At 63.0% G+C, this 24,231-nt stretch carries 27 protein-coding genes and 1 tRNA gene; 10 read left to right on the top strand and 18 right to left on the bottom strand.

Features of this window, described 5'->3' with window-relative positions; translation table 11 throughout:
- Positions 1–27 precede the first annotated feature (27 nt).
- Together AArcS_RS02960 and AArcS_RS02955 are read left to right on the top strand one after the other, a co-directional pair.
- Positions 28–1,749 carry a SagD/YcaO family ATP-dependent cyclodehydratase gene (locus AArcS_RS02960; protein WP_238478936.1) on the top strand — a complete coding sequence of 574 codons (1,722 nt, stop codon included), beginning with the start codon at positions 28–30 and terminating at the stop codon, positions 1,747–1,749.
- A 113-nt stretch (positions 1,750–1,862) separates the two neighbouring features.
- Positions 1,863–2,708 (top strand): hypothetical protein, encoded by an 846-nt coding sequence (locus AArcS_RS02955; RefSeq protein ID WP_238478935.1) that lies wholly within the window; start codon positions 1,863–1,865, stop codon positions 2,706–2,708.
- Here AArcS_RS02955 and AArcS_RS02950 read toward each other — a convergent pair.
- The 10 genes from AArcS_RS02950 to AArcS_RS02905 all read right to left on the bottom strand — a co-directional run bounded on the left by AArcS_RS02950 (position 2,682) and on the right by AArcS_RS02905 (position 8,791).
- On the bottom strand, positions 2,682–3,158 hold the full coding sequence (locus AArcS_RS02950; RefSeq protein WP_238478934.1) for a hypothetical protein: 477 nt from the start codon (positions 3,156–3,158) through the stop codon (positions 2,682–2,684). The two genes, AArcS_RS02955 and AArcS_RS02950, sit on opposite strands and share 27 nt — an antisense overlap.
- Positions 3,159–3,251: 93 nt before the next feature.
- Positions 3,252–4,385 (bottom strand): DUF63 family protein, encoded by a 1,134-nt coding sequence (locus AArcS_RS02945; protein WP_238478933.1) that lies wholly within the window; start codon positions 4,383–4,385, stop codon positions 3,252–3,254.
- Between the two features lie 39 nt (positions 4,386–4,424).
- Positions 4,425–5,210 carry an inositol monophosphatase family protein gene (locus AArcS_RS02940; protein WP_238478932.1) on the bottom strand — a complete coding sequence of 262 codons (786 nt, stop codon included), beginning with the start codon at positions 5,208–5,210 and terminating at the stop codon, positions 4,425–4,427.
- Positions 5,211–5,257: 47 nt separating this feature from the next.
- Positions 5,258–5,704 carry a DUF8009 family protein gene (locus tag AArcS_RS02935; RefSeq protein WP_238478931.1) on the bottom strand — a complete coding sequence of 149 codons (447 nt, stop codon included), beginning with the start codon at positions 5,702–5,704 and terminating at the stop codon, positions 5,258–5,260.
- 24 nt (positions 5,705–5,728) lie between these two features.
- Entirely contained in the window at positions 5,729–5,935 is a 207-nt protein-coding gene (locus tag AArcS_RS02930; RefSeq protein ID WP_238478930.1) for a DUF8141 family membrane protein, read from the bottom strand.
- Positions 5,936–6,103: 168 nt separating this feature from the next.
- Positions 6,104–7,351 carry an RNA-guided endonuclease InsQ/TnpB family protein gene (locus AArcS_RS02925; protein ID WP_238478929.1) on the bottom strand — a complete coding sequence of 416 codons (1,248 nt, stop codon included), beginning with the start codon at positions 7,349–7,351 and terminating at the stop codon, positions 6,104–6,106.
- A 219-nt stretch (positions 7,352–7,570) separates the two neighbouring features.
- A tRNA-Leu gene (locus tag AArcS_RS02920) sits at positions 7,571–7,654 on the bottom strand.
- Positions 7,655–7,684: 30 nt separating this feature from the next.
- Positions 7,685–8,104 carry a GIY-YIG nuclease family protein gene (locus AArcS_RS02915; RefSeq protein WP_238478928.1) on the bottom strand — a complete coding sequence of 140 codons (420 nt, stop codon included), beginning with the start codon at positions 8,102–8,104 and terminating at the stop codon, positions 7,685–7,687.
- Positions 8,104–8,352: a DUF7508 domain-containing protein gene (locus AArcS_RS02910; RefSeq protein ID WP_238478927.1), complete on the bottom strand. Its 249-nt coding sequence runs from the start codon at positions 8,350–8,352 to the stop codon at positions 8,104–8,106. The genes AArcS_RS02915 and AArcS_RS02910 overlap by 1 nt, the downstream gene beginning before the upstream one ends.
- 1 nt (position 8,353) lies before the next feature.
- A complete protein-coding gene (locus AArcS_RS02905) occupies positions 8,354–8,791 on the bottom strand; it encodes a DUF5796 family protein (RefSeq protein ID WP_238478926.1) in 438 nt (145 codons plus the stop codon).
- A 106-nt stretch (positions 8,792–8,897) separates the two neighbouring features.
- Between AArcS_RS02905 and AArcS_RS02900 the strand changes: the two genes are divergently transcribed.
- From AArcS_RS02900 to AArcS_RS02885, 4 genes are read left to right on the top strand one after another with little or no spacing between them, the layout of a single operon-like run.
- Positions 8,898–9,989, top strand: coding sequence for a 2-hydroxyacid dehydrogenase (locus AArcS_RS02900; protein WP_238478925.1), 1,092 nt, complete (start codon positions 8,898–8,900; stop codon positions 9,987–9,989).
- On the top strand, positions 9,986–10,681 hold the full coding sequence (locus AArcS_RS02895) for an HAD family hydrolase (protein WP_238478924.1): 696 nt from the start codon (positions 9,986–9,988) through the stop codon (positions 10,679–10,681). Before AArcS_RS02900 ends, AArcS_RS02895 begins: the two co-directional genes overlap by 4 nt.
- 32 nt (positions 10,682–10,713) lie before the next feature.
- On the top strand, positions 10,714–11,568 hold the full coding sequence (locus tag AArcS_RS02890; RefSeq protein ID WP_238478923.1) for a shikimate kinase: 855 nt from the start codon (positions 10,714–10,716) through the stop codon (positions 11,566–11,568).
- A complete protein-coding gene (locus AArcS_RS02885; protein ID WP_238478922.1) occupies positions 11,526–11,831 on the top strand; it encodes a chorismate mutase in 306 nt (101 codons plus the stop codon). The genes AArcS_RS02890 and AArcS_RS02885 overlap by 43 nt, the downstream gene beginning before the upstream one ends.
- On the opposite strand, the gene AArcS_RS02880 is transcribed toward AArcS_RS02885, so the two are convergent.
- The 8 genes from AArcS_RS02880 to nikR all read right to left on the bottom strand — a co-directional run bounded on the left by AArcS_RS02880 (position 11,828) and on the right by nikR (position 19,374).
- On the bottom strand, positions 11,828–12,181 hold the full coding sequence (locus tag AArcS_RS02880; protein ID WP_238478921.1) for a type II toxin-antitoxin system PemK/MazF family toxin: 354 nt from the start codon (positions 12,179–12,181) through the stop codon (positions 11,828–11,830). The two genes, AArcS_RS02885 and AArcS_RS02880, sit on opposite strands and share 4 nt — an antisense overlap.
- 3 nt (positions 12,182–12,184) lie before the next feature.
- The gene (locus tag AArcS_RS02875) at positions 12,185–12,451 is read right to left on the bottom strand and encodes an AbrB/MazE/SpoVT family DNA-binding domain-containing protein (RefSeq protein WP_238478920.1); all 267 of its coding nucleotides are present in this window, start codon (positions 12,449–12,451) and stop codon (positions 12,185–12,187) included.
- 150 nt (positions 12,452–12,601) lie between these two features.
- Complete coding sequence (locus AArcS_RS02870; RefSeq protein ID WP_375139644.1) at positions 12,602–13,189, bottom strand: GNAT family N-acetyltransferase; 588 nt, start codon at positions 13,187–13,189, stop codon at positions 12,602–12,604.
- 11 nt (positions 13,190–13,200) lie between these two features.
- Complete coding sequence (locus tag AArcS_RS02865) at positions 13,201–14,745, bottom strand: PH domain-containing protein (protein WP_238478919.1); 1,545 nt, start codon at positions 14,743–14,745, stop codon at positions 13,201–13,203.
- Entirely contained in the window at positions 14,742–15,251 is a 510-nt protein-coding gene (locus AArcS_RS02860) for a PH domain-containing protein (protein ID WP_238479965.1), read from the bottom strand. The genes AArcS_RS02865 and AArcS_RS02860 overlap by 4 nt, the downstream gene beginning before the upstream one ends.
- A 298-nt stretch (positions 15,252–15,549) precedes the next feature.
- Complete coding sequence (locus tag AArcS_RS02855; RefSeq protein ID WP_238478918.1) at positions 15,550–17,109, bottom strand: amidohydrolase; 1,560 nt, start codon at positions 17,107–17,109, stop codon at positions 15,550–15,552.
- Between the two features lie 206 nt (positions 17,110–17,315).
- Complete coding sequence (locus AArcS_RS02850; protein WP_238478917.1) at positions 17,316–18,638, bottom strand: MFS transporter; 1,323 nt, start codon at positions 18,636–18,638, stop codon at positions 17,316–17,318.
- A gap of 331 nt (positions 18,639–18,969) precedes the next feature.
- The gene (nikR, locus tag AArcS_RS02845; protein ID WP_238478916.1) at positions 18,970–19,374 is read right to left on the bottom strand and encodes a nickel-responsive transcriptional regulator NikR; all 405 of its coding nucleotides are present in this window, start codon (positions 19,372–19,374) and stop codon (positions 18,970–18,972) included.
- A gap of 133 nt (positions 19,375–19,507) precedes the next feature.
- On the opposite strand from nikR, the gene AArcS_RS02840 reads away from it, so the two are divergent.
- From AArcS_RS02840 to ureC, 4 genes are all read left to right on the top strand, one after another.
- The gene (locus AArcS_RS02840; RefSeq protein WP_238478915.1) at positions 19,508–20,902 is read left to right on the top strand and encodes a metal ABC transporter solute-binding protein, Zn/Mn family; all 1,395 of its coding nucleotides are present in this window, start codon (positions 19,508–19,510) and stop codon (positions 20,900–20,902) included.
- Between the two features lie 9 nt (positions 20,903–20,911).
- Complete coding sequence (locus tag AArcS_RS02835) at positions 20,912–21,904, top strand: metal ABC transporter permease (RefSeq protein WP_238478914.1); 993 nt, start codon at positions 20,912–20,914, stop codon at positions 21,902–21,904.
- Positions 21,905–22,120: 216 nt separating this feature from the next.
- A complete protein-coding gene (locus tag AArcS_RS02830; protein ID WP_375139629.1) occupies positions 22,121–22,516 on the top strand; it encodes an urease subunit beta in 396 nt (131 codons plus the stop codon).
- The gene (gene ureC, locus AArcS_RS02825) at positions 22,513–24,219 is read left to right on the top strand and encodes an urease subunit alpha (RefSeq protein ID WP_238478912.1); all 1,707 of its coding nucleotides are present in this window, start codon (positions 22,513–22,515) and stop codon (positions 24,217–24,219) included. Before AArcS_RS02830 ends, ureC begins: the two co-directional genes overlap by 4 nt.
- The last annotated feature ends 12 nt before the right edge of the window (positions 24,220–24,231 follow it).

Here is a 24,231-nt window from a genome sequence, read left to right as displayed (position 1 = left end):
TTCGACACCCCGCCCGATGCTCGGGGTATGGACGTTACACTCGTCGGCGACGGTCCCGCGATCGACGCCCTCACAGAGACGTTACACGAGGCATCGATTTCGACGCAAACGGCCGACGCCGACGCGATCGGAGCGGCCGAATTGGCTGTCGTTTCCGACCTCGCTGGCGCAGCGGTATTCGATCAGGCGAACAGGGCCGCTCGTGAGGGCAGAACGCCCTGGCTTGCCATCGAGGTCGGCGGGATCGGCGGTCGCCCGATCGGCGACGTCGATGCAGCCATCTCCGGATTCGCCCCTGTGACGGGCTGTTATAGCTGTCTTCGGACGCGCGTCGACGCTGATCGAGATTCTGAGACACCTGACAGCGAACCTACAGCTGACCGGACTGCGGTCCGACTCGCAGGCTCGGTCGCCGGTCACGAACTCGTGCAGTTGCTCTCCGGCGAAGACTCGCCCGTACTGGGTGGCGTCATCGAGATCCCACACCACCGACGCCAGTTCCTACCAGTACCGGGCTGTGAGTGTGGGTCCTCCCCTGACGCCGAAATCGATCTCGCGTACGAACGGTCCCCCGTCGATGCGGCGCTCGAACGCGCGGAGATGGCACTCGACGATCGGGTCGGCATCGTCGAGTCGGTCGGGGAGATCGAATCGTTCCCGGCCCCGTACTACCTCGCAAACGTTCGTGGAACCAGTACCTTCAGTGACGCCGACGCGCCCGCGAAGGCTGCTGGCGTCCATCCCGACTGGAACACCGCATTCATGAAGGCGCTTGGGGAGGCGCTGGAACGCTACGGGGCGGCGATCTACCGCGACGAGGAGTTCCAGCAGGCCCGTCCAACGGACGTCGAGAACCCCATCACACCGGATCGGTTCGTGCTCCCGGAGGACACCGACGCCACGCTCGACGGGCCGATCCCGTGGCGTTCCGGGCTGGACCTCGACACGGGAGAGACGGTGTCAGTTCCCGCAGAGAAGGCACACTTCCCGCCGCCGACCCGTGAACTCGGTCCCGCCATCACGACCGGCCTCGGGCTTGGTTCCTCGACCGTTGGCGCACTGCTGTCGGGGTTATACGAGGTGATCGAGCGTGACGCGACGATGCTCGCGTGGTACTCGACGTTCGAACCCCTCGCACTGACGGTCGACGACCAGGCGTTCCAGTCGCTGGCCCGTCGCGCCCGAAGCGAGGAACTCACCGTGACGCCCCTGCTCGTCACACAGGATGTGGACGTCCCGGTTATTTCCGTCGCCGTCCACCGGGATGGCGAGTGGCCGCGGTTTGCGGTCGGCTCGGCAGCTGCTCTCGATCCCACAGACGCAGCCCGAGACGCTCTGGCTGAAGCCCTCCAGAACTGGATGGAGCTCCGGTCGATGGGGCGAGAAACCGCGAGCGAGGAAAGCGGTGCGATCGGCGAATACGCCTCGTTCCCCGAGGAGGCAGCCACCTTCGTGGATCGAGGGGACCCGATTCCGGTTGATTCGGTGGGGCCGGACGACGTTCCCGAGGGCGAGGGGGAACTCGATATGCTCGTCGAGCGGGTCGTCGACGCAGGGCTGTCCCCCTATGGTGTCAGGCTCACGCCGCGGGATCTGGAGACGATCGGCTTCGAGGTCGTTCGTGCGGTCGTCCCCGAGGCACAACCGCTGTTCACCCGCGAGGCGTTCTTCGGCGAGCGCGCACGGACGGTCCCCGACGACCTCGGGTTCGAGCCGCGGCTGGACCGTCGGTTCCATCCGTATCCCTGACGTTCCGATCGTCACATCGATCTTCCCGATTCCTGTCAGGACTGTTTCTCGGACGTTCCGTATTTTGCTGAATACTCGTTTATTGCCGTTCATAGCGTCTAGTCCACTGTATCATGGGAACAACCAGCAGTGATGGAACCCTGATAGAATCGGCACACGATAACGTGGGCGCACGCAAGCGACGGTCGGGACTGATGACGGTCCGTAGCGGGATCTTTTATCTCTCGCTCGTGCTAGCAGGCGTCCTGTCCGTGCTGTTCCTTCCGGAACTACTCAGCACGCTTGCGACCGGCTGGACCGCTACCGGAGCCGCCGAACTCGGTATCCATCGGCTTCACATCATGGGTATCGCGACCGTCGTGACGATATTCCTGCTTGGTCTGTTCGCACAGGCGTACCGGCCGAAAGCCCGAGTGGCGTCGATGTGGGGTGCATTCATCGTCATCACCTCCGTTACTGCGGGGACCGTCTGGTACGGTGTTGGCCGGCCCGAAGAGGTGATCCCGTTTTTCGTCCTCACGGGTATCGCGCTGGTCGCCCACCCTGCGGGCCGACGGCTGTTCAGGCGTGGTGACTCCTACAGTCCCGCGCTGCTGGGGCTGGTCGCCCTCGCAGCCGTTCCGCTGCTGGCGTTCATCTCGACAGAGCTGGGCGCCAGCACCGGCACGCTCGATTCACACGGCATCATGGGACACCACGTGATGATGGTTGGCCTTGCCGTGGCACCGCTGGCGTACGGTGTGTTCGCCGCACTGGGCTTTGAGGGCTGGCGGCTCGCCTCGTGGCTCGCCGCAGTACCGATGGGCTACTACGGCCTCATGTCCATCTCGTTCCCGGCACAGTCCAGCTCGGCAGGTGTACTGTGGGGGAGCGCGGCCATCGTCTGGGCGCTCGCGTTCGTCATCGTCGCGGAGTACTCCCGCAGGTCGGGCTCAGACGTGCTCCGACGGTCGAGATGAGCCACGGAGCAGCTGCTCGACGACCGCGACGACGAGTACGATCGCCAGCGGGAGAACCCAGAACATGACGTACACCGAATCGGGCCGGAGCGTCACGCCGGGTGTCGCACCGACCTCGCTCGCGGCCGCAAACGACTGCCAGCTTCGATAGAACGACCACGAAAAGAGAACGATTAGCGTTACGACGGGCGCGACGAGTCCGCGACGATACAGCAGGACGGCTGGCACCGCACCGAGGACGACGAGGCCAAGACAGGCAGCGGCAAGCAAGAGCGCACCGGCGGCCTGTTCAGGGGAGAACACCTCGCCGAACGATCCCGGACGGATCGACGCGTACGCCCACAGCGCAACGAGCGCGTGGAGGAGGCCACACGCGAGCCCGAGAAGGACCGCGTCACGAGTGAGTATCCCGCTCGATGATCGCTGGAGAGTGTGCAAGGACGAGGACATAGTAAAAGTGTCATTTTTCAACCAAATAATTGTTGGGACGCTTGGGTCCGGTCCGAACGACCGGCCTGATTACTGACCGGCCCGAGCGGGCGCTCAGATCCCCAGTGTCGCCCGCAGGAAGTCCCGGGTGCCCGGACCGAGACCGACTGCGAGAACGGTGATCAACAGCAACATCGCGTAGGCCGGGCTCTCCTCGAAGATCCGGTCGTCGAAGATCCAGACGACGAAGACTGCCGCGCCCAGCTTGAGGAAAATGAATGGCCACGCGGTCCCGATGGCGTCGGTGAGCCACTGGGGCTGGACCGTACCGGTATTGTTGTAGATGAAGCCGTTGACGACGTGTTTGGGGCCGTAGTCCGGCAGGCCAAACACGTGGTTCCAGTCGAGGCTGAGGACGTTCGCAACGCCGTCGACGTTATGACCCCAGATAACCAGCGCGCCCATGAGTCCGGTACCGGCGTTGACACTGGGGGCAAAGCGTTCGGTCGCCCACCACGCTGCCGCGGTGAGAATCGTCGCGCCGACGAGCGTGATGACCGGCACCCAGACGTTGAACGTGATCGCGTCGGACACCTGAATCACCCAGCCGAGATACGCGAGCGTGATCGCAAGCAGGGCAGAGCCTGCGACTGCAAGCGGTGGCTGGAACCGGTCGACGAGCCCACGTTCCGAGAGTCCGATACTCACCAGCAGTGCCGCGAGTGTCAGGAAAAAGACGGTGAAGTAGATGAAGGGGCTGATCAGCGCGGCGCTCCAGGGATACGGCACGGTCGCGGCGGCCTCCGGTCCGAGCGTGATCCCGACGTCCTCGACAGTTCTTAGCGCCCCGCCGAAGAGGACAAAGGGGAATAGCGCGAAGAAAAACGCCGGATCGTAGCCGATCTCGAGACGGTGAAGCAACAGCACGACGCCGACAAGCATGAAGATGAGGATCAGTGCGTAGCTGATGGTCGAGACCGTCGTATAGCCCGGCTCGGCGACGTATCCCGTTGCCTGAGCACACTCGGTAGTGCTCGTCAACAGTGTCGTCTCACCGCCCTCCCGGACGGCACACGTCGCCCCCTGCCCGTCGGCCGCAACGGGTCCCCAGAAATACTTCCAGATGAACCCATCATAGACCTGCCGCGGAAACGCGAGTGCGCCGACAACGAGGATGCTGACGATGCCGACCAGCGCAGCGAGCCACGCCCGAAACGGCTCGTCGATCCGTTCGTACAGCTCTTCCATACACGATACAGCGTCCGGGTGGACTTTCAGGGTTCCGGTCTATTGCATCGCCCGCAACAGAGCGTCGTGGAGGTGGCCGTTCGACGCGACCAGCCCCTCGCTGCCGACCTCCCAGCGCTCGCCGTGGACGTCCGTCACGACGCCGCCAGCCGCTCTGATCAACTGTACGCCCGTAACCGAATCCCACGAGTTCGGCGTGATGGGCGAGGCAGCGGCGTCGACCGTTCCACTCGCGACCATCGCAAGCGTCGCCTGGGCCGACCCAAAGCGACGGATGTCGCCGAACTGTCGGCCGAGTCGGCCGATCGTCTCGACGTGATCCTCGCCCTCCATGAACCCCCACCAGAGCGTCGTCGAGACCTGTGCCGCGGCCGGATCGCTCCGCTCGCTCACCGAGATCGTATCGCCGTTCAACCGTGTCGTCGAGTCGTCCGCGACGTAGGCCTCTCCAAGTGCTGGCAGAATTGTCGCGCCCGCGATGGCCTCACGATCCACGACCGCTGCGACGCTCGTACACCAGATCGGGTTCCCCCGCACGTAGTTTGCCGTCCCGTCGATCGGATCGACGATCCACGCCGGGCCCTCTTCGGGCACCTCCTTCAGTGCATCATCTTCCTCCCCGACGATTGGATCGTCGGGATACCCACTGTGGACCGCGTCGAACACCGCTCGCTGGGCGTCTCGATCGGCCTCCGTGACGACGTCCGACGGGTTTGCCTTCGTCTCGACGTCCAGTTCTCCGCGGAACAGCGCAAGGGCACGATCAGCGCCCGCGCTGGCCGCACGTTCGGCGATCCCTGCACGTTCGCCTGCGTCGTTTCCCATATCCTCTGCTACCGGGAGGACGCCCCTCACTCTGTCGGTCCCGTCGCTCAGCCGAGCCGTTTGACCGCCACCCGCTTGCGCCCTCCATCCCACTCAAGCGTCGTTTCATCGACGATCCGGTCGCGCACCGCTTCTCGCCAGTCCTCGACGACTTGCTGGTGGTACTCCCGGTGTCGTTCGGGCGTGTACTCGCGCTCCGATGCGGACCGGAGATCGTCTTCGGTCTCTTCGGGCTCGGGATACGTCGGTAGCTCCGCGATCAGTTCCGTGGGGTCGACGTGGACCGGCACTGGGTCGTCGGACTCCGCATCCGTAACGCTGTACTCTCCCTCACGCACCCGGTGGATCCGCGCCCGCATCCGCCCCGCGTACGGTGGCGTCACGCGCAGGACGACCTCATCGGTGCTGCGAAGCGTGCGCTCGGCTGCCGTCACCACGTCGTCAGCCGTCACCGCGATCGACCTGATACCGCTCGGGTCCGACTCCTCGCTCATTACCCTCCACTTGGCCTGCGTGTACTAAGACCTGACTTCCGGCTGCATCGTTAGCCAGAGTCCCAGGGGGATCGTCCCGGCGACCAATCCGTAGACTACCCCCATAATCGGATCGACGCCGAGCTGTGGGTGGAAGGCGTACCCGAGCGCGGCACCAGTGATATCACAGACGGTCGCAACGATGATGAGTCGAGTGGCGAAGGGCTTGGAGTGGAACCATCCGGCGGACATGTTGTATTTACGCTAATATTTCGCAGTTAAATTAGTGTACTGATTGCGATATCTGTGGAGCTTGGCCAACACACCGTCGATATTAGTCACTGTTCAGTCGGCGTTCAGTATGGCATTTGGGTACACTCTCCAAATCAATGCGAGGGAAGGGATATCAACTACCCGTCTCTACTGTGCTCGTCGAGATTCGGGCTTATCCGTGAACTCGGCCTCGAACCCATCTGGGTAGGCGGAAAATCCGCCGTTCGGGTTCACTGTTCCGGACTTCAGGGCAAGTTGACTGTTGCCCGTCCGCCGAGACGACTGTTGGCCCCGACGGACGTACCGCATACCGATATTTTTGGCTGCATTGTAGTCGGTGTTTGCTTCGGCTCCGCACTTGTGGCAATTAAATCGACACCGAGACTGCCGATTCTCATCACTGACGAACCCACACTCCGAGCACCGCTGTGATGTATACCCGGCCCCGACCTGTCGTACTGCGAGCCCGGCGACCTCTGCTTTGTATTCGGTCTGTTCGTAGAGGGTCCGGAACGCCCAACGATGTCCCCAGGCCCCACATGTCCGGTCGCGAATGCCGGTCAGGTTCTCAAATACAATGATATCACAGTCGTAGCGGAGTGCTTCGGCTATTAGCGCGTTCGACACCCGGTGCAAGATGTCCCGAACGTATCGAAGTTGACGGCCACTCGCCTGTGCCAGCGTCCGGCGAGCACTCCGCGTACCGGTTTGCTGTAACCCCGTGCGGACTGTCTCGAACTCCTGAAGTCGGTGGGTCAGCTCCCGGCCATCGAAAAAGAAAGCCGTACTGGTTACGGCGAGGTTTTCGATACCGAGGTCGACCCCGAGAACCGTTCCGTTCTCGGCGGTATTTCGTTCGGTATCTGTCTTTTCGCGTCGAAATCCGAGATGTAGGAAGAACTCACCGTCCCGAACAGTAAGTGTACTCTCGGTAACATCCCACTCCTCCGAGTCGAGATACTGACGCTGATAGCCATCGCCGTCGTTCGGGAGAGCCAGCGGACATCGAACACGGCTTTCTATCGTCGTGAGGGACACGGTATCGTCGTCGAATAGCGTCAGTGTCCGCGTATCGTATTTTACTGTCGGAGCGCTGAAAGTCGGCTTGCTAGCCACCTTGCCGTTCGACTGCCGTTCGAGACAGCTAGTAATCGCTTGTGCGGACTGGTGAGTGGCGAGAATCGCGTGTTGGCTACCCAGATCAGTCTCGCCGCGGACAGTATCGTAGGCCAGTGGCTGAACGTCGCTTTTTTTGCTACACTTGCCCCAGGCCAGATCTGTGGCAATCTGACAGCCACGCTTCCACTCGGTAATCGTCTCTTCAAGCAACTCCCGTTGCTCGTCGTCGACCGAGATGCGGGTAATTGCTGTTCGACGAACGTACTCTTCTGGCACTATTTTATCGTATGCGCGCATTCGTTTAAAAACATGAGGTGAATAAATCAGTTGATCTCCGGACTTGGACAGCGCGATACCACCTGTGAGAGCCCTGTAGAAATTCTCCCACAGATGCTTTCAGAGATGCATCTATTCTCCGAGTACACCACATGAGAAGTTTGCGAGGGCAAGACGCTCCGTCTTGCCGCACTGTTGTGAGCCCGTGTGGGCCGTCAGTGCGAGGGATGCGATTTGAACGCATGGACCTCTACAGGAGCGGATCTTGAGTCCGCCGCCGTTTCCAGGCTTGGCTACCCTCGCACGCAAATCGGTGTAGTCCGTGGGGTGGGTTTAACCCATCGGTTTTTCGTCGGCGTAGGCCGTCCGAATCGCCGCCCGGAGCGACGCTTCGTCGGATTCGTACGCCAGATGCGCCGGACAGTCACAGTCCGAGGACCCGAAGCCGGCCACTGGCGAGTCGGGAAGCGTCTCGGCAACCGCACATTCGACGTCTTCCTCGGGCTGGCGCACGACGTCCGCGAGCGCCGTCGCTGGATGGCCCAGCAGGTAGTCGATATGCCAGTGACGGACGTCGTGCTCGCCCGATGCGACGCGGCGATGGCGGTCGATTCGGGAAAAGCCGCCCGCGCCAAAGGCGCTGCCGGTGTAGGCGTACCAGCCAGTGGGAAACTCGTGGGTTCCGAGCGCGCCGATTTTAGTTTCAATCGAGCTGGGCAGTTCGATCAACAGGGTGTAGGTGCCGCCGGTCATCAGTCGTCGAGCCGAGAGCGGTGTTCTGCAGCCAGCTCTTCGGCCTGCTCTCTGGTCTGCGTTTCTTTCCACCGCACCGCAGCCGCATCCCGATAGCCCACTGCGCTTTTGAGTACGTCTTTGAGCATCCCGGTCTCGACGGCGAGAACCTCACCGTCTGCAGAGCCGTATTCCACGACGCCGTACCGGTTCGGCGCGGCTCGCGCAGCCGACCGATCGAGGTCGCGCCACTGTGTGCGAAGCGGCATCTTACTCCTCGTCGCTCTCGTCGACGATTTCGTAAGCCTGCTCGCTCAACTCGTCCTCGGCGAAGACGAACACGCGCCCTCGCGCGACTTCGGGGTCGGCCTCGACGATAACCGAGTGACCCTCTGCCCGGGCGTGGACGCCGGGGAACAACTGTGTCTCCTCTCCGGGATCGACGAAGACCCGGCCGACCCCGGTCGTTTCGAGGATCGAGTCGTGCGTGTTCCGGTCGTTGACGTACATCATCACGCCCTCCGTCTCCGTCGGAGCAGTCACGAGCACCTGCACGAGCTTTCCGGGTGCTGTCCGAACTCTCCCGTCTGCTTTCTGTGGTGGCCCGTGATAGAAGACTTCTCGCCCGTCGAGATACTCGACCGTAATCCCCGACTCTTCGAGGGAAACGCCGAGCGTCGACGGTGCGACATCGTTGCGTGCGCTCATAGCCGACGGTTGGGTGGACAGGGGGAAAAACGCCCCGTTCGTGGGCGCTGACTCCGGCAATGTGGGGACCGTCGGAAAATATTTATTCGATGCCGAGTAGCAAGCAGTGGAGCTGTCACCGTACCGCATGAAAGCGCTTGTCACGTCGAATTTTTCGTCTAACGGTATCGAACGGCTAGCTGCGCTCGGCTTCGATGTCGAGTTCGATCCGATCGAGGATCGCCCATCACGACACTCAGTCGAGACGCTACAAGAGAAGATACAGGGAGTGTCAGTGTTCGTCTCGGGGTTCGATGGCGTCCCGGCCGAGCTGATGGACGCAGCCGACGACCTCCAGCTGATCGCCTGTCCGCGCGGTGGTCCCGATGCGAGCGTCGATATCAGTGCGGCGACGGAGCGCGGGATCCCGGTGCTGTACGCACCGGGCCGCAACGCCGAGACGGTCGCCGATCACACGATGGGGCTGTTGCTCGCAGCGACGCGCAACATCGCGCTCGCGGATCGACGGCTCCGGTCAGGACAGTATACGGGCGAGCCACGCGAGGACGCCTCCGCGGGCGGCGAGCGCGAGGACGTCACCTGGGGGATCGGCGCTGACTCGCCGTACACCACCCTGCGGGGGCCGGAGCTACACGGCCGAACGATCGGGCTCGTCGGGTTCAGTCGGATCGGTCGACGCGTCGCGAAACGGGCGAGCGCTGGTTTCGGGATGGACGTCATCGCGTACGATCCGTTCGTCGACCACGTCGAGATGGAGCCGTTCGATGTGGAGAAAGTCGACGAGCTAGAAGCGCTGTGCTCGCGCAGTGATGTCGTCAGCCTCCACGCTGCGGTCGCGCCGAGCTCGCGGGGGATGATCGGCCCCGAGGAGTTCGCGGCCATGCCCGAGCACGCGTACTTCGTCAACACGGCTCGTGCGGCGCTCGTCGAGGATGGGGCTCTGCTATCGGCGCTGGAAGCCGACCAGATCCGTGCGGCTGCGCTCGACGTCTACCACGAGGAACCGATCGCTGAGGACCACCCGTTGCTTGACCGGGACGACGTCGTCCTGACGCCACATATCGGTTCGGCCTCCCAGGGCGTCATCGACCGTCATACCGAGCTGACGGTCGCCGATATCGAGGCGCTGGCCGCTGGCGAGCGTCCGATGCACGTCGTCAACCCGGAGACACTGGAGGGGTTCTCGCTAGATCTATGAGCGAGTATCAGGCCGTGCTGTTCGACATGGACGGCGTCACGGTCGCGACTGCGAACGCCTGGCGGGAGCTCGAAGCCGAAGAGATCCTGCCTGCCGCGGGGGAGGGAATCGATATCGAGACGATCCGAGCACTGAGTCCCGAAGACTCGTACGAACGGCTCGAATCGATGGACGAGGTTACGTTACGGGTCGACAGGGACGAGTTCGTCGGTCTGTACGACGAATACGCCGAGGAAGTGTATCTGGAACGTGCGACGCTTCTGGACGGCTACGAGGCGTTGCTCACGGACCTGCGCGCCGCGGGAGTGGCGCTCGGCCTCGTCTCTGCGTCCTGCCGGGACTGGGTGGAGCTGGTGCTGGACCGGTTCGAGCTCCACGACGCATACGACGTGGTCGTTTCCTCGACCGATATCGACGGACCGTCGAAGCCGAACCCGACGCCGTATCTGACCGCAGCCGACCAGGTCGGCGTCGATCCGGAGCGGTGTATCGTCGTCGAGGATTCCGCCCACGGGATCGCGGCCGCGACAGCCGCCGGTGCCTACACGATCGCACTTCGCGGCGCGGGCAACCGGGAGACGGATCTCTCGCCCGCCGACACGGTCGTTGCGGATCCCGAAGTCCTGCGAACGCACCTGTTCGACCTGCTCTCCTCGGAGATCGAGCCCTCGCCGTCTCCCGGAGAAAGGTAAGAGGTAAGTGGACTTTCTAACTCTGTCACGGTATGAACGGTAGCGCCGAAGCCCCGGCCGCGGGAACGATCCTGAACGCGCTCGCGAGCGGGAAGGGATCGGCCTTCGCGATCGACGAGTACACGACTGCGACGGTCTCGCTGGACAGTGACGCCGACGCCGTGACGGGAGATATCGACGGTGCACCCGACGCCGACACCCGGCTCATCGAGCGCTGTGTCGAGCTGGCAACCGAACGCTACGGCGATGGCGAGGGGGGCACTGTCAGCACCGAAAGCGAGGTGCCGATGGCCTCGGGGCTCAAGAGTTCGAGTGCGGCCGCGAACGCAACGGTTCTCGCCACGCTCGATGCGCTGGGGATAGCCGAGGAAGTCGAGCGTGAGACGGCCTGTCTGCTCGGCGTCGAAGCGGCCCGTGACGTCGGCGTCACGATCACCGGCGCGTTCGACGACGCCTCCGCGTCGATGCTCGGTGGCGTCACGGTCACCGACAACACCGAGGACGAACTGCTCTCCCACGAGACCGTCGACTGGGACGTGCTGGTATACACGCCACCCGAACAGGCCTTTAGCGCCGACGCCGACGCCGAGCGCTGTCACCGGATCGCCCCGGTCGCCGAACTGGTCGCAGAACTCGCCGTCGACGGCCGGTACGGGCTGGCGATGACCGTCAACGGCTTTGCCTTCAGCGCGGCCCTGGAGTTCCCGACTGCGCCCGCCATCGAGGCGCTTCCCGAGGCCTACGGCGTCTCGCTGTCGGGCACCGGCCCGAGCGTCGTTGCCATCGGCGACCGAAAAGCACTCGAAGGGGTACAAGAGACATGGAACAAGAGACGTGGGACCACATGGCTGACAACGACACAATCGGCGGGCGCGCGGACGAGATGAGCCTCGACGAGCTCCGCGAGGAGATTCAGGATATCGACCACGAGATCGTCGAGTTGATCGCACGGCGCACGTACGTCGCCGACACGATCGCACAGGTAAAAGAACAGGAGGGCCTGCCGACGACCGACGAATCCCAGGAGGAGGCGGTGATGGCTCGCGCGAGCGAGAACGCCGATATGTTCGACGTCGACCGGAACCTCGTCAAAGCGATCTTTCGGCTCCTGATCGAGTTGAACAAGGCCGAACAGCGGGAGTCCCGCTAGCGTTCCGTCAAACCGAGACTGTATTCGAGTGCCGAATCGACGTCTTCCATCCGAGAATCCGGAACAGAGCCAATCGACTCCGTGATTCGATGCTCGATCGAAACCGTGCGAATCTGACTACAGAGCGCGACTGAATCCTCTCGAAGGGGGGACTCCGCAGCGGTGACGAGCACCTCGAACGGATACAGTTTGTCCCCTCGCGACGTCGTGAAGGGGACGACGATCGTCGTCGGGGCGTTCTCGTTTCCGACATCGTTTTGCACGACCAGACAGGGTCGCGTGCCTCGCTGTTCTGACCCCTCTGTCGGATCAAGTTCGACGATGACGATATCTCCACGGCGAACGTCCATCGATTACCACTCCGGAGAATCGCCAAGACGGTCGTTGGCCTCGCGAGACACGCCAGCCATCTCGGCTTCGAGAGCTTCTGCGTCTGCCGCATACTGTCGATAGCCCTCAGCTATTTCCTCGCGGCTCATGGGTTTCTCGATCGTGATCTTCCCGTCCTCTTCGTGGACGAGTACCTCGTCACCTCCGTCGATACCCAGTTTCTCTCGCAGTTCTTTCGGTAGAGTGACCTGTCCGCGTTCACCGACCGTACGCTCCTTGCTTCGACCCATACATATCCATATCATATTCATATTCAAATCCCTTTCGCCTGTGCAAAGGTGGTAGAAAAGCGAAAGTCCAGCGTCGACACCGTGGTCTTCGAGTGCAAGGAGAACTTTCGACGCCCCAATGAACGCGTCTCGGAGGTCTCCGCCTGCCCACTAGCTGTCGTACTGCTCGGCCGTGACCGTGTACCGATGGTGGTCGATGATCTCGCCATCGGGCCGCCGCGTCGCGTTGCGGACGATGCCGTCGTACTGCCCGCCGTGTTCGTCGACGTACCGCTCGACGGCGGCCCGGGAGCGCTCGTTTCCGTCCTGGACCGGGACGGCCACCAGATCGAGATCGAGTCGCTCGAACGCCAGCTCGATCATCGCGGCGGCCCGCTCGCCGGAGTACCCCCGCCCCCAGAACGGTTTTCGGAGCCAGATCGCCGGTTTCCCGGTTAGCGTCTCCCAGTCGACGATCAGTCCCCCCGCGCCAGCGATCTCACCCTCGCCGTCCTCACCGGGTTTCGGCCGGATTACGTACTCTGCGCGCTCTCCCCTGTCCCACTTCCGTTCGAGCGAGTCGAGATACTCGCTCGTCTCCTTGACGCTCTCGTGTGGGTCCCACGGCAGGTAGCGGGTGATGGCCTCGATATCCGTCCGCTCGCCCGAACAGAGTTCGTGATACTCGAAGACGTCGACGTGCTCGTGACCGAGGCGTTCGAGGCGCAGTCGCTCGGTCTCGATCCGTTCGGGAAACAGCGCTGACACGCTCACTCACCCGGCGACACCGAGGGCGAGTCCTCGGCCCCCGCCGTCTCCGTCCCCGCGGGATCGAACAGTTTGTCCTCGGGCGCGGTCCGGCCTGCGAGGGATTCTTGCAACCTGTCGGCGACGTCCTCGCGTAGCTCGTTCGCTCGCTCGCGGTCGATATCGATCGCTCTGGCGTCCTGGCCGATCAAGCTACTGGAGCCGGCGGTGTCGATCGTGAGCGTCGCAAGCTTGCGGCGACGCTGGAAGATCGTCTGGCTGTCAAGCACGGTCTGGACGCGGTGGTACGGGACCACCGTCGTGGTTCGATTCCAGAAGCCCGCCCGCGTGACGACGTGATCGTCGACCAGAGCGTAGCCGAGGTGTTTCCATTTGAGATGTGCGCCGATCGGCACCGCAATCACGCCCAGTAGCATCCAGTACCACTCCAGCCCGGGCACGAAGAAGCGCTCGGCGAGGAAGACGAGCCCGGTCAGGACGCCCAGCACGCCGAGATAGCGGAAGAAGTACCGCTCACGGGCGCGTTTCGGTGGACGCTCGAACTCGACGTCACCGTACGGTTCGATCGACTGGGCGAGCCGGAGCACGCGCTCGCGTTTCGCGATCGGAATGGCCGACTGGGAGCCGCCCGCCTCGCCCGGCGAGTAGCCCGCCGTCTCGATGAGCAAGGAGGCGTAGCCGACGGCGCGTTCGAGAACGTTCTCGCTGATCGTCAACGTCTGGACTTTCTCCAGCGGGATCGTCCCACTGTACCGCTGGAGGAGCCCACGCTCGAATCGGAGTTCCTCGCCCGTCCGAACGAGCTGGAAGTCGTAGTAGTTCGTCACCGAGATAATCCCGCTAGCGATCGATGTCAGCAGGTAGAGCACGATAGCAGCAAGCGGTGCGACGACGTACAGGGGGCCAGCCCACAGCGCAGGATCCGCGAGTGCAGGCGAGAGAAACGGGATCGCAAGCGTCAACAGCGGAATCAGTCGCAGATCGATCGAGACGACACCGAGGACCGCCAACTCCCACTCGGTGATCTCGAACAATTGCTCGGTCTCACGTTCGGAAACACCCTCGTCATCCGTTTCCGCTGCGCTTTCTGTCGCCGAGCGGCGTCGCTTCCGCCGACTCAGTTCATTCTGCAGGCGCTTTGCTTCCTCGAAGCTGACGTAGCGAAGTTGTGCTTCGGCTGAGCTCCCACCGGCGGTCTCCAGTGAGACCTCGGCGATGCCGGCGAGTCGCTGGATCACGTTGCGACTGATCCCGACGTTCTGGATCCGCCGGTAGGGGATCTCACGGTTTCGCCGCGAGACGACGCCGGAGACCAGATCGAACGTGTCGTCGGTCAGCTCGTACTCGAAGCGCTGGAAGTAGAGGAACTCCCAGACGACTGCGCCGACGAGTCCGGCGAGGATCGCAGCGCCGAAGATCAGTGCCCCGGTCGTCCCACCGATGACGGCGGTCCCCGAAAACCCGATCAGGAAGACGATCCAGAGCAGGCCAAGCGCCGTCTGGACGCTCCGGTAGGGTACCGAAAGCGGGTGCAGCTTCGTGCTCATACGGCGTCGTCGCCCTCGGCCAGAATCGCCATCTGCTTGAGCCGATGCTGGAGGTCGTCAGCCCCGTCGGCGGTGAGGCCCGGGATCGTCACGTCAGCGCCGCGCGAACCGGCGGTGTAGACGACCGACGACGCGAGCCCGACTAGCCGTTCGACCGGCCCACGGCTGGCGTCGACGTGCTGGATGCGGACGTACGGCACGACGGTACGGACGCGCGTGATGACCCCACGTTCGAGATAGAGCGCGTCCTCGCGCACCTCGTACTCCCAGACGCGGTATCGCAGGATGGCGTGGACGACGCCGAGCAGGGCGAACACGCCGAAGACGGCGGGACCAACCCAGATCCCGACATCGAGGACTGCAAACTCGATCGCTCCCGCGATGACCCCGAGGAAGGTCGCAGAGATCAGCGACTGGACGATCCAGACGATCCGCACTTTCGGGTTTAGCGACTGCGGGGGGACGGTGAGCGCTGCCGCGTCGACGTCTTCGAGCTGTTCTCGCAAATCGTCGGTCGTCACGCTGTCGACCGTCTCCGTGTCGGCGGGTGGCTCCGATTCCTTCCCCGTTCGCTCCGCCCCCGGGGATGTATCAGCTCTCGCGAAGCCGTCCGACGCGACCGCCGGCTCGTGGTCCGCCTCAGTGGAGGGTGCGCTCGTCTCATCGGCCTGTCCGCCGGTCGAGTGCTCCGGCGGCTCCGACTCGTCGTTCCCGCTCATTATGGAGCTATCAGTCCGTGATCCGTATATAACCCCGCAATCCGGACGGGAATCGGATCGACGGTGCCCAGTCAGGTTACCACAGTCACGTCACTCCGTCATCGTAGACGATCTCCCCGTCGACGATCGTTCCAACGACGGAGATGTCCTCGATCGTCCCGGGCCGCTCGAAGGGATCGCTATCGAGAACAACCGCATCGGCAACCATCCCCGGTTCTAGCGTGCCTTTCCAGTCGTCGGTCCCCTCCGCGACTGCACCCCCGTGGGTGTACGCCCTGAGCGCGTCGCCGACGTCGAGCCGCTGGGCAGCGGTCGGTGCATTGACTGCGTGGTGGATCCCGTACAGCGGCCCGGACGGCATCGTATCGCTGCCGAAGGCCAGATCGATCCCCCGATCCCGGACATCGCGGAGTCGGTTCGTCCGGCCGTGCCAGCGCGATTCGAGCCGATCGGCGTAGAGCCCCGAGTCCCCGGCCCACTGCAGGAAGTTCGGCTGCATGCTTGCGAGAGCGTCGATCGACGCGACCCTGTCCAGTTGGCTGTCGGTCGCCAACTCGAGATGTTCGATACGGAGGTTCGGCGGGGACGTCTCGTACCGATCGGCGACGGTCTCGAACGCGTCCAGAACCCGGTCGATCGCGGCGTCGCCGATCGCGTGGACGGCGACCCGCTGGGAGCGCTCTGCCGCCTGATTGAGAACTGAGTCGAGCTGACTGCGGTCGATCACGAACTCGCCCGTGTTGCCGGGATCGTCAGCGAACTCGCCGTCGAGCTTCGCGGTTCTGGAGCCGATCGATCCATCGACGAACAGCTTGACACCCAGTATGCGGAGTCGGTCGTCTCCGAACCCGGATGCGAGCTCGAGGGCTGCCAGTTCCTCGGCACGCTCGACGTGGATGTAGTAGCCGATCCGGAGGGACAACTCGCCGTCGCGTCGGGCCCGCTGGAAGGCTGCATGCATGGGATCGCCCGTTCCACTGGGTGTCGTTAGCCCCGCCATATCCTGGACGGACGTGACACCGAGTTCGTGCAATCGGTCGCAGGCGGCGTCGAGCAGTTCACGCGCACGCTCGCGGTCGGGATATGTCTCGCGCTGGACGAGTCCTGCGGCCTCCTCCACCACGATTCCGGTCGGCGTGCCAGTGGCGTCTCGCTCGACACCGTCCGCTCCGGCGAACTCGAGGCGCTCGATCGCTCGCGTGTTCAGCGAGAGCGTGTGTCCGTCGACTCGCTGCACGACGATCGGGTGCTGATCGCTGATGTCGTCGAGCTCCGCCCGGCGAAGTCGGGTATCGTCGTCCCATCCGCTCTCGTCGTAGCCGAATCCAAGTACCCACTCCCCTGGTTCGGTGCGACCAGCGTTGGCGGCCAGCTGCGCCAGCACGTCCCGTCTGCTCTCCACGCCGCCGAGATCCGTCTCCCGTTCGTAGAGCCCGACCCAGAGAACGTGTGTATGGGCATCGTGAAACCCGGGCACGACGACGCGTCCGTCGAGGTCGATCCGACGGGCCGAACTCCTCTCGCGTGCTCCAATGCCTACACCCGAGACGACGCCGTCCTCAAACCTGATGGCGTCCGACGAAGCGGTGGATTCGCCCAGCGGATACACCCGCCCCCCGTGTAGAAGTGTTGCATCCGTTTCCATGGGTGCTTGTGGCATCCTCGCGGTAAATATGTGTGGATCCTCCAATAATAGCGAGTTCTCTCCGTGTTAAAGCCAGTTATCACGGAAATTGGTGACCTGTCTCTCAGCCTGTTCGATGGCTCCGGCTCGTATCGGCCATCACGAGCCACGGACGACCCATTGACATCCTCCCGCGCCTGAAGACGCGGGCGTCCGCCGTCTATCTGTCAGGAATCAACCTCGGCCCGCTTCGTGATCGCTCCCGTGGCGGGAAACAGCCGACCGGTCTGCAGATACAGTCCGGCGAGCAGACAGACCGCTCCAAACAGGGCGACGACCGCGGAGCCTGTGTAGACGACCGTGAACCCGATTCGATCGATCAGCGGGAGACCGATGACCGGGCCCAGCCCTCCGCCGATGTCACTGAAAACGTTGATCGAGCCGCTCGCCCGCCCCATCCGGTCACTGGGCGTGAAATCAGCCAGCAGTGCCATGAGCGGTCCGAGCGTCCCACCGGAACCGATCCCAACCATCAGACATGCACCGATCAGCAGCTCAGCGGACCGGGCCCACGGCAAGATCGCTAGCCCGGCTGAGAACAGACAGAGCGAGCAAAGCAGTGTCGGGACCCGCGATCGTCGACCGTCGGTAATGTAGCCACCGACAGTCATTGTGACTACCTCGACGAGAATCGTCGCGCCCATGAAGATGCCGGACGTGCCCTGTGGACCGAACCCCAGAACGCTGATGTCGGCGCGTTCGAGGAACAACACCAGCGACGCGAGCAACACCCCGAGATACCCGAACCAGATGCCGAAGTTGACACAGCCGAGCGTGACCGTCGGGAGACTCGTGTCGACGTTCAACGGTTCGAGTGACCGATTATCCCGCTCTGTCACGTGGGTTTCCGGAACCGATGCAACGCCCAGGAGAGTCGCAATCAGCGCGAACCCGGCGGCAAACAGGAACGCCTCGGCGTTGCCGGCGAGTTCGCTGATGACGCCGCCGATGACCAGCCCCGTGGGAAATCCGAGGATACTCCCGCCCCGGATCAGTCCCATGCTGGTGCCTCTGGACTCAGGGCTGGTGACATCTGCAATGATCGTGTAGGAGGTCGCGAGCACGAGCGCGCTGCCGGCCCCATGGAGCACCCGTGCGATGAAGAACCAGACGCCCGGGAGGGACGATTGGAGCGCCACGACGTAGCCAACTGTCGCGATCGTCTGAATACCGAGCCCGATGACGAACGGTCTTCGGGTTCCGTAGGCGTCAACGAACGCACCGGCGGGGGCATTCGAAACGAGCCGCGAGAACCGGTTTGCACTCAGAATCACCCCGACCAGTACTGGCGAAATGCCGAGCACAGTCCCGATCGTCGGAAAGATCGGAAAAACGATCCCGCCACCAAACCCCACGAGGAACGTACTGGCGACGACCGAGAGTATGATCAGTCGAGGGGGCTTCTCGAACTCCGGGCTACGATCGTCCTCCGAAATACGGCGTTCTCGCGTCGATCCGCCATCGCCCCCACTACCGGGGGTCCCGGTCATGGATATACTGACCAGTAGTCTTCAGGCGGTGTGTTGTCCGGCCGCACCGGCTGCCGGATCGGGGGTGGGACCACACTCCGACGCGACACGTGGGTGACGGTCAGCAGACAGGCAAAAGAGTAGAACTTGCCGATGGCTCGCTGATATCCTTTGCTCGCGGTACTCGTGATGACCATACGAACCCGGGCCGGACACTGATTATAAACGCTTTCATAAATTCCCTAATACTACATCAGTAGTAGTATTATATACCGCATCTCCGGACGAACGTGGGACTATATCGTGGGATCATCTGTTTCCAGCACTCTCGATCAGCACGGACCTCACCAGTTCAGACTGCGATGAACCGCACCTGCTTGACGCCACCGAGCGATTCCATTCGATGGACCAGCTCCCGGATCGAACCGCCGGGACCGTCGACGACGATCGTCTCCAGACAGCGGTGTGCAGCAAAGTGGACGTGTTGTGTCGACACGATCACTTCCTCGTTGTCGTGTTGAATATCGAGCAGTTCGTCGTTCAGACCCGGAACGTCGTGATCGTAGACGATCGTGATCGAGCCGCTGTGGTGACGGTCGGTATCGTCGTCCCAGTGTCGATCCGTCAGGAACAGCCGCAAGGCGTCCCGGAACGCCTTCGACCGGCTCGCGTATCCCCATTCTTCGACGACCGCATCGAGCTCGTCGATCAACTCCGGATCAGTCGTGAGGCTCACCCGTTCCACACTGTCTGCCATACTGGGCTCTCCAGTTCGAGCCGTATATACTCGTGGTCTGGCGCAGTTATGACGGAATAGCTAGTTGAATATTATTATTCTACATAGGAATAATACAGAAACGTCTAAAAGGGCGCTTCAGAACGAACCCCCAATGACGACCAGACGGGATCTGCTCCGTGGCTCCGGGGCGCTGATGACGGGAACTGTGCTTGCCGGGTGTACGTTGTCCGCAGAGGACAGTGATCTGTTCGCCTCGTTTTTTACGCTCGCGGAATTCACACGCGCAGTAGCCGGTGATGCGTACGAGGTCGAAAACGCCGTTCCCACGGGCGGGCACGGACATGGCTGGACGCCGTCGGTCGATATGCTCCCCTCGATCGTCGAGTCACAGGCGTTCGTCTACCTCGATATCGATGGGTTCCAGCCCTGGGCCAGAGAAGCTGCAGAGCAGGTACGCGACGAGCACGAGGACGAGGTCCTCCTCGTCGACGCACTGGCGGGGATCGAGCTACTGGAGTACGACGGTCACGGTGGACATAGCGACGGGGACGATCACGACGACGAAATCGGCCAAATACACGCTATCGAGCTGATCGATCGCTCGATCGACCAGCCTGTCGGCGAGGCCCACGGCGACCACTGGCACGGTGGGCCGTCGGATGTTCCACTCGGGGAGCACGTTTCACTCGGCGCAGTCGTTACCGACGAGGACGGTGTCGAGGTTCCGCTGGGCGATGACACCCCGTACGCACTCGACGCCCGCGTCGAGAACGGCGGCAGCGCGCTCGATGTCGAGAGCCACGGCGATCACGTTCACCTGCACGGGGAAGCCGTCGGGACGGTCGATGTCGTGTTCCAGCTCGTCGAGGACGGCGAGCCTCGCTGGGAAGCACCACCGGCGACCACGACGGTCGGTGCGTCTGACGACGGCGACGACGCGGGACATTCGGATACCGGACACGGTCACGACGATGACGGTCACGACCACGATCACACCCACGGTGAGCACGACGCAAAGTTCTTCACCGACCCGCTCAGGGCAAAGCAGGGGATCCGGAACATACGGGATGCACTCGTCGAACTCGATCCCGAGAACACCGACAGTTACGAGGCGAACGCTGCGGCGTACATCGAGCGACTCGACGACCTGCACGAGCAGTACGAGAAGAGCCTCGCCGACCGCGAACACGACGTAGTAGTCATCGCGGGCCACGACTCGTTTCGCTATCTCGGCGACCGGTATGGGTTCGAGATCCACACGCCGGTCGGGCTCTCGCCGGATCACGAGCCAGCGCCCGACGAGATCGCGGAGACTGTCGGGCTCGTCGAGGACCAGGGTATCGACTGCATCCTCTGGGACTACTTCGACGGGAACGATATCGCGACGGTGATCGCCGACGAGGCCGACCACGAGGTCGACATCGAGATGGTCTCACCCGCCGAGAGCGTCACCCAGGAGTGGGACGAAGAGGGGGTCGGGAGTTACCTCAGCCAGATGGAAGAGATCAATCTCCCGGCGTTCGCGAAAGCACTGGGTGCAAAGTAGCCGTCGCCAATGGATGGGATCTCTCGACCGACTGGCCGCCGACTGGAGTCCATCGCGCTGGTCGTCTCCGCCCCGTTCCTGCTCGGCTTCGTCGCCATCGCCTTTGGACTCATGCCGGAGCGGTTCTTCGAGCGTGCGTGTGCAGTGGGTGAATCGGCAGGGACGCGGATCGCCTGCTACGGCTTCATGTGGAACGCAGTGACCACCGGGATCTTCATCGGGTTGATCGGCCCGCTCGTCGGCACCTACCTGGTTCACCGGGAGATGGCGCTGATCGGCGAGACGCTGGCTCACACCGCGTTCGCAGGTGTTGCGTTCGGGACACTCGTGCTCGGCGCATCCGGATGGGAGACGCCACTTTTGCTCACCGCACTCGGTGCAGCCGTCGTCGGTGCCGTCGGTGTCCAACTGCTCGCCGATCGGACCGACGCCCACGGTGATGTCCCCGTCGCGATCGTGCTGACCGGGAGCTTCGCGGTGGGGGCACTCTTTCTCGATCTGGGTGGGGGCTTCGCGTTCGTCGATATCAACAGCTATCTGTTCGGGAGTATCTCGATTACCGACGACAGAAGCGTCGCGCTGATGGCGATTCTCACCGGGATCGTCGTCGGGACCGTGGCGACGACGTACAAACAGCTCCTGTTTATCACCTTCGATCCGCGGGCGGCCCGGGTTGCACGACTCCCCGTTTCGCGGTACAACGGACTGCTTGTCGTACTGACGGCACTGGTCGTCGTGGGCGCAATGCAGATCCTGGGCGTTATTCTCGTCGCCGCCATGCTGATCGTTCCGGTTGCCGCCGCGTCGCAGGTCGCGGATAGCTTTCGTGGGGCGATGACCGGCTCCATCGTCGTCGGGGAGCTCTCGGTGCTCGGCGGCCTTGCGCTCTCCTGGCAGTACAGTCTGCGCCCGGGGGCAACAATCGTAGTTATCGCCATCGGAGTCTATCTCGTCGCGGTGGCGATCACGACGGTCGACCGACGAGCCATCAGTCCCCGATGACCCGGGAGTCGACGGTGGGCAGGCGGTCAACGGGAGTCTCAAAAGACGTATTAATTCCGACCGATCGGTGATATTTTCCAGCTTCTGGTGACATTCGCGTTCTATTGCAGAGAGCAATGGCGGTTTTTTCGCCAATACGAACCATCATACAGACGTTGTTCGTACGACCAGTCAGTATGAGCGTACTCGACGAAAGTACTACTACCCACACGGGGGGTGAACGGCGTGTCTGACGGGGTCGTACCGGGCGAACTGATTCGGACGGATGATCCGGTACAGATCAATGCGGGGCGTGAAACGACCGAAGTCACGGTCGAGAACACCGGCGACCGGCCGGTACAGGTCGGCTCTCATTACCATTTCTTCGAGGCAAACCCGAAGCTCGATTTCGATCGCGAAGCTGCATTCGGGATGCGGCTGAACGTCCCGGCAGGGACGGCGATCCGGTTCGAGCCCGGCACCGAGCGAGACGTGCCGCTGGTGACGATCGGTGGGGACGGTATCGTTCAGGGAATGGCAGGACTCACCAACGGTGATATCCACGATGACGACGTGAAGCAGCGAGCGCTGGAACGGGCGAGCGAGCGCGGCTTTCTGGGGGTGACGGAATGACACGAGAGCTCTCACGGCAGCAGTACACCGACCTGTACGGAGCGACTGAAGGTGACCGGCTTCGGCTGGGCGACACCGAGCTGATCGCCGAGATCGAGACTGATTACGGTACCCCCGGTGAGGAGGCCGTCTTCGGCGGCGGGAAGACGATGCGTGACGGGATGGGGATGGCCCCGGGTACGGGTAGCGCCGAGGGCGCACTCGACTGGGCCTTCACGAACGTCGTCATTATCGACCCGACTCTCGGGGTCGTGAAAGGCGACATCGGTGTCAAGGACGGCGAAATCGTCGGGATCGGCAAGGCCGGAAACCCGGCGACGATGGACGGCGTGGACATGGTGATCGGACAGAACACCGATACGATCCCGGCGGATGGGATGATCGCGACGCCGGGTGCGCTCGACATTCACGTGCACTTCAACAGCCCACAGCTGTTCGAGCACGCGCTCGGGTCGGGCATCACGACGATGCTGGGGGGTGGCTTCGGCGGCGGTGCAACGACGTGTACACCTGGTCCCGAAAACATCAAGCGACTGCTGCAGTCGGCCGACGAGTGGCCGATGAACGTCGGCGTCTACGGTAAGGGCAACTCCTCGAAACCCGGCTCGCTCCACGAACAGGTCGAGGCGGGAGCGTGTGGTCTCAAGCTACACGAGGACTGGGGGACGACCCCCGAAGCGATCGACACCTGTCTGGATGTCGCCGAACAGGAGGACATTCAGGTCTGTATTCACACCGACACGCTCAACGAGTCCGGCTTCGTCGAGCACACCTTCGATGCGATCGGCGAGCGAGCGATCCACATGTTCCACATCGAAGGGGCGGGCGGCGGTCACGCGCCCGACGTCCTCGAGCTCGTTGGCCACCAGCACATGCTCCCTTCGTCGACGAACCCCTCGATGCCGTTTACCACGAACACCGTCGACGAGCACCTCGATATGGTGATGGTCTGTCACCATCTCGACTCGGACGTCCCCGAAGACGTCGCCTTCGCGGAATCACGGATCCGTGCCGAGACGCTGGCCGCAGAAGACGTGCTCCACGACGAGGGAGCGATCAGTATGATGACCAGCGACTCCCAGGCGATGGGACGACAGGCCGAAGTCATCGCCCGGACGTGGCAGACTGCGGATAAGATGAAACGACAGCGCGGTCCGCTACCCGAGGACGAAGGGACCGACGCGGACAACGCCCGGATCGCGCGATACGTCGCCAAGTACACGATCAATCCGGCGATCACCGCGGGGATCGACGATTACGTCGGCTCGCTGGAACCCGGCAAGATGGCTGACCTCGTGTTGTGGGAGCCCGACTTCTTCGGCATCAAGCCCCACACCGTGATCAAAGGCGGTTTCCCGACGTGGAGCGAGATGGGCGAGGCCAACGGCTCGTTGATGACCTGCGAGCCCGTCGTTTCGCGTCCACGCGCTGGTGCAATGGGCACGGCCAAGAACGATGTAAGTATCACGTTTGTCAGCGAGGCGGCAGAGGCCGCCGGCGTCGGCGAGGAGTACGGTCTCGAAACGGATACCGTTGCCGTGGAAGGGCTGCGGGAGGTCCGGAAAGCCGACATGCTGCACAACACGTACTGTCCCGACGAGATCGAGATCGACGCACAGACCTTCGAGGTATCGATCGACGGCGAGCACGTAACCTGCGAACCTGCCGAGGAGATCGCACTCGCACAGCGGTACATGCTCTGAGGTGTCCCGACT

This window comes from Natranaeroarchaeum sulfidigenes, from assembly GCF_017094485.1.
GTDB classification, from domain to species: Archaea; Halobacteriota; Halobacteria; order Halobacteriales; family Natronoarchaeaceae; genus Natranaeroarchaeum; species Natranaeroarchaeum sulfidigenes.
Note: the sequence above shows the minus strand (reverse complement) of the source record. Positions and strands in the feature narration are given on the sequence as shown.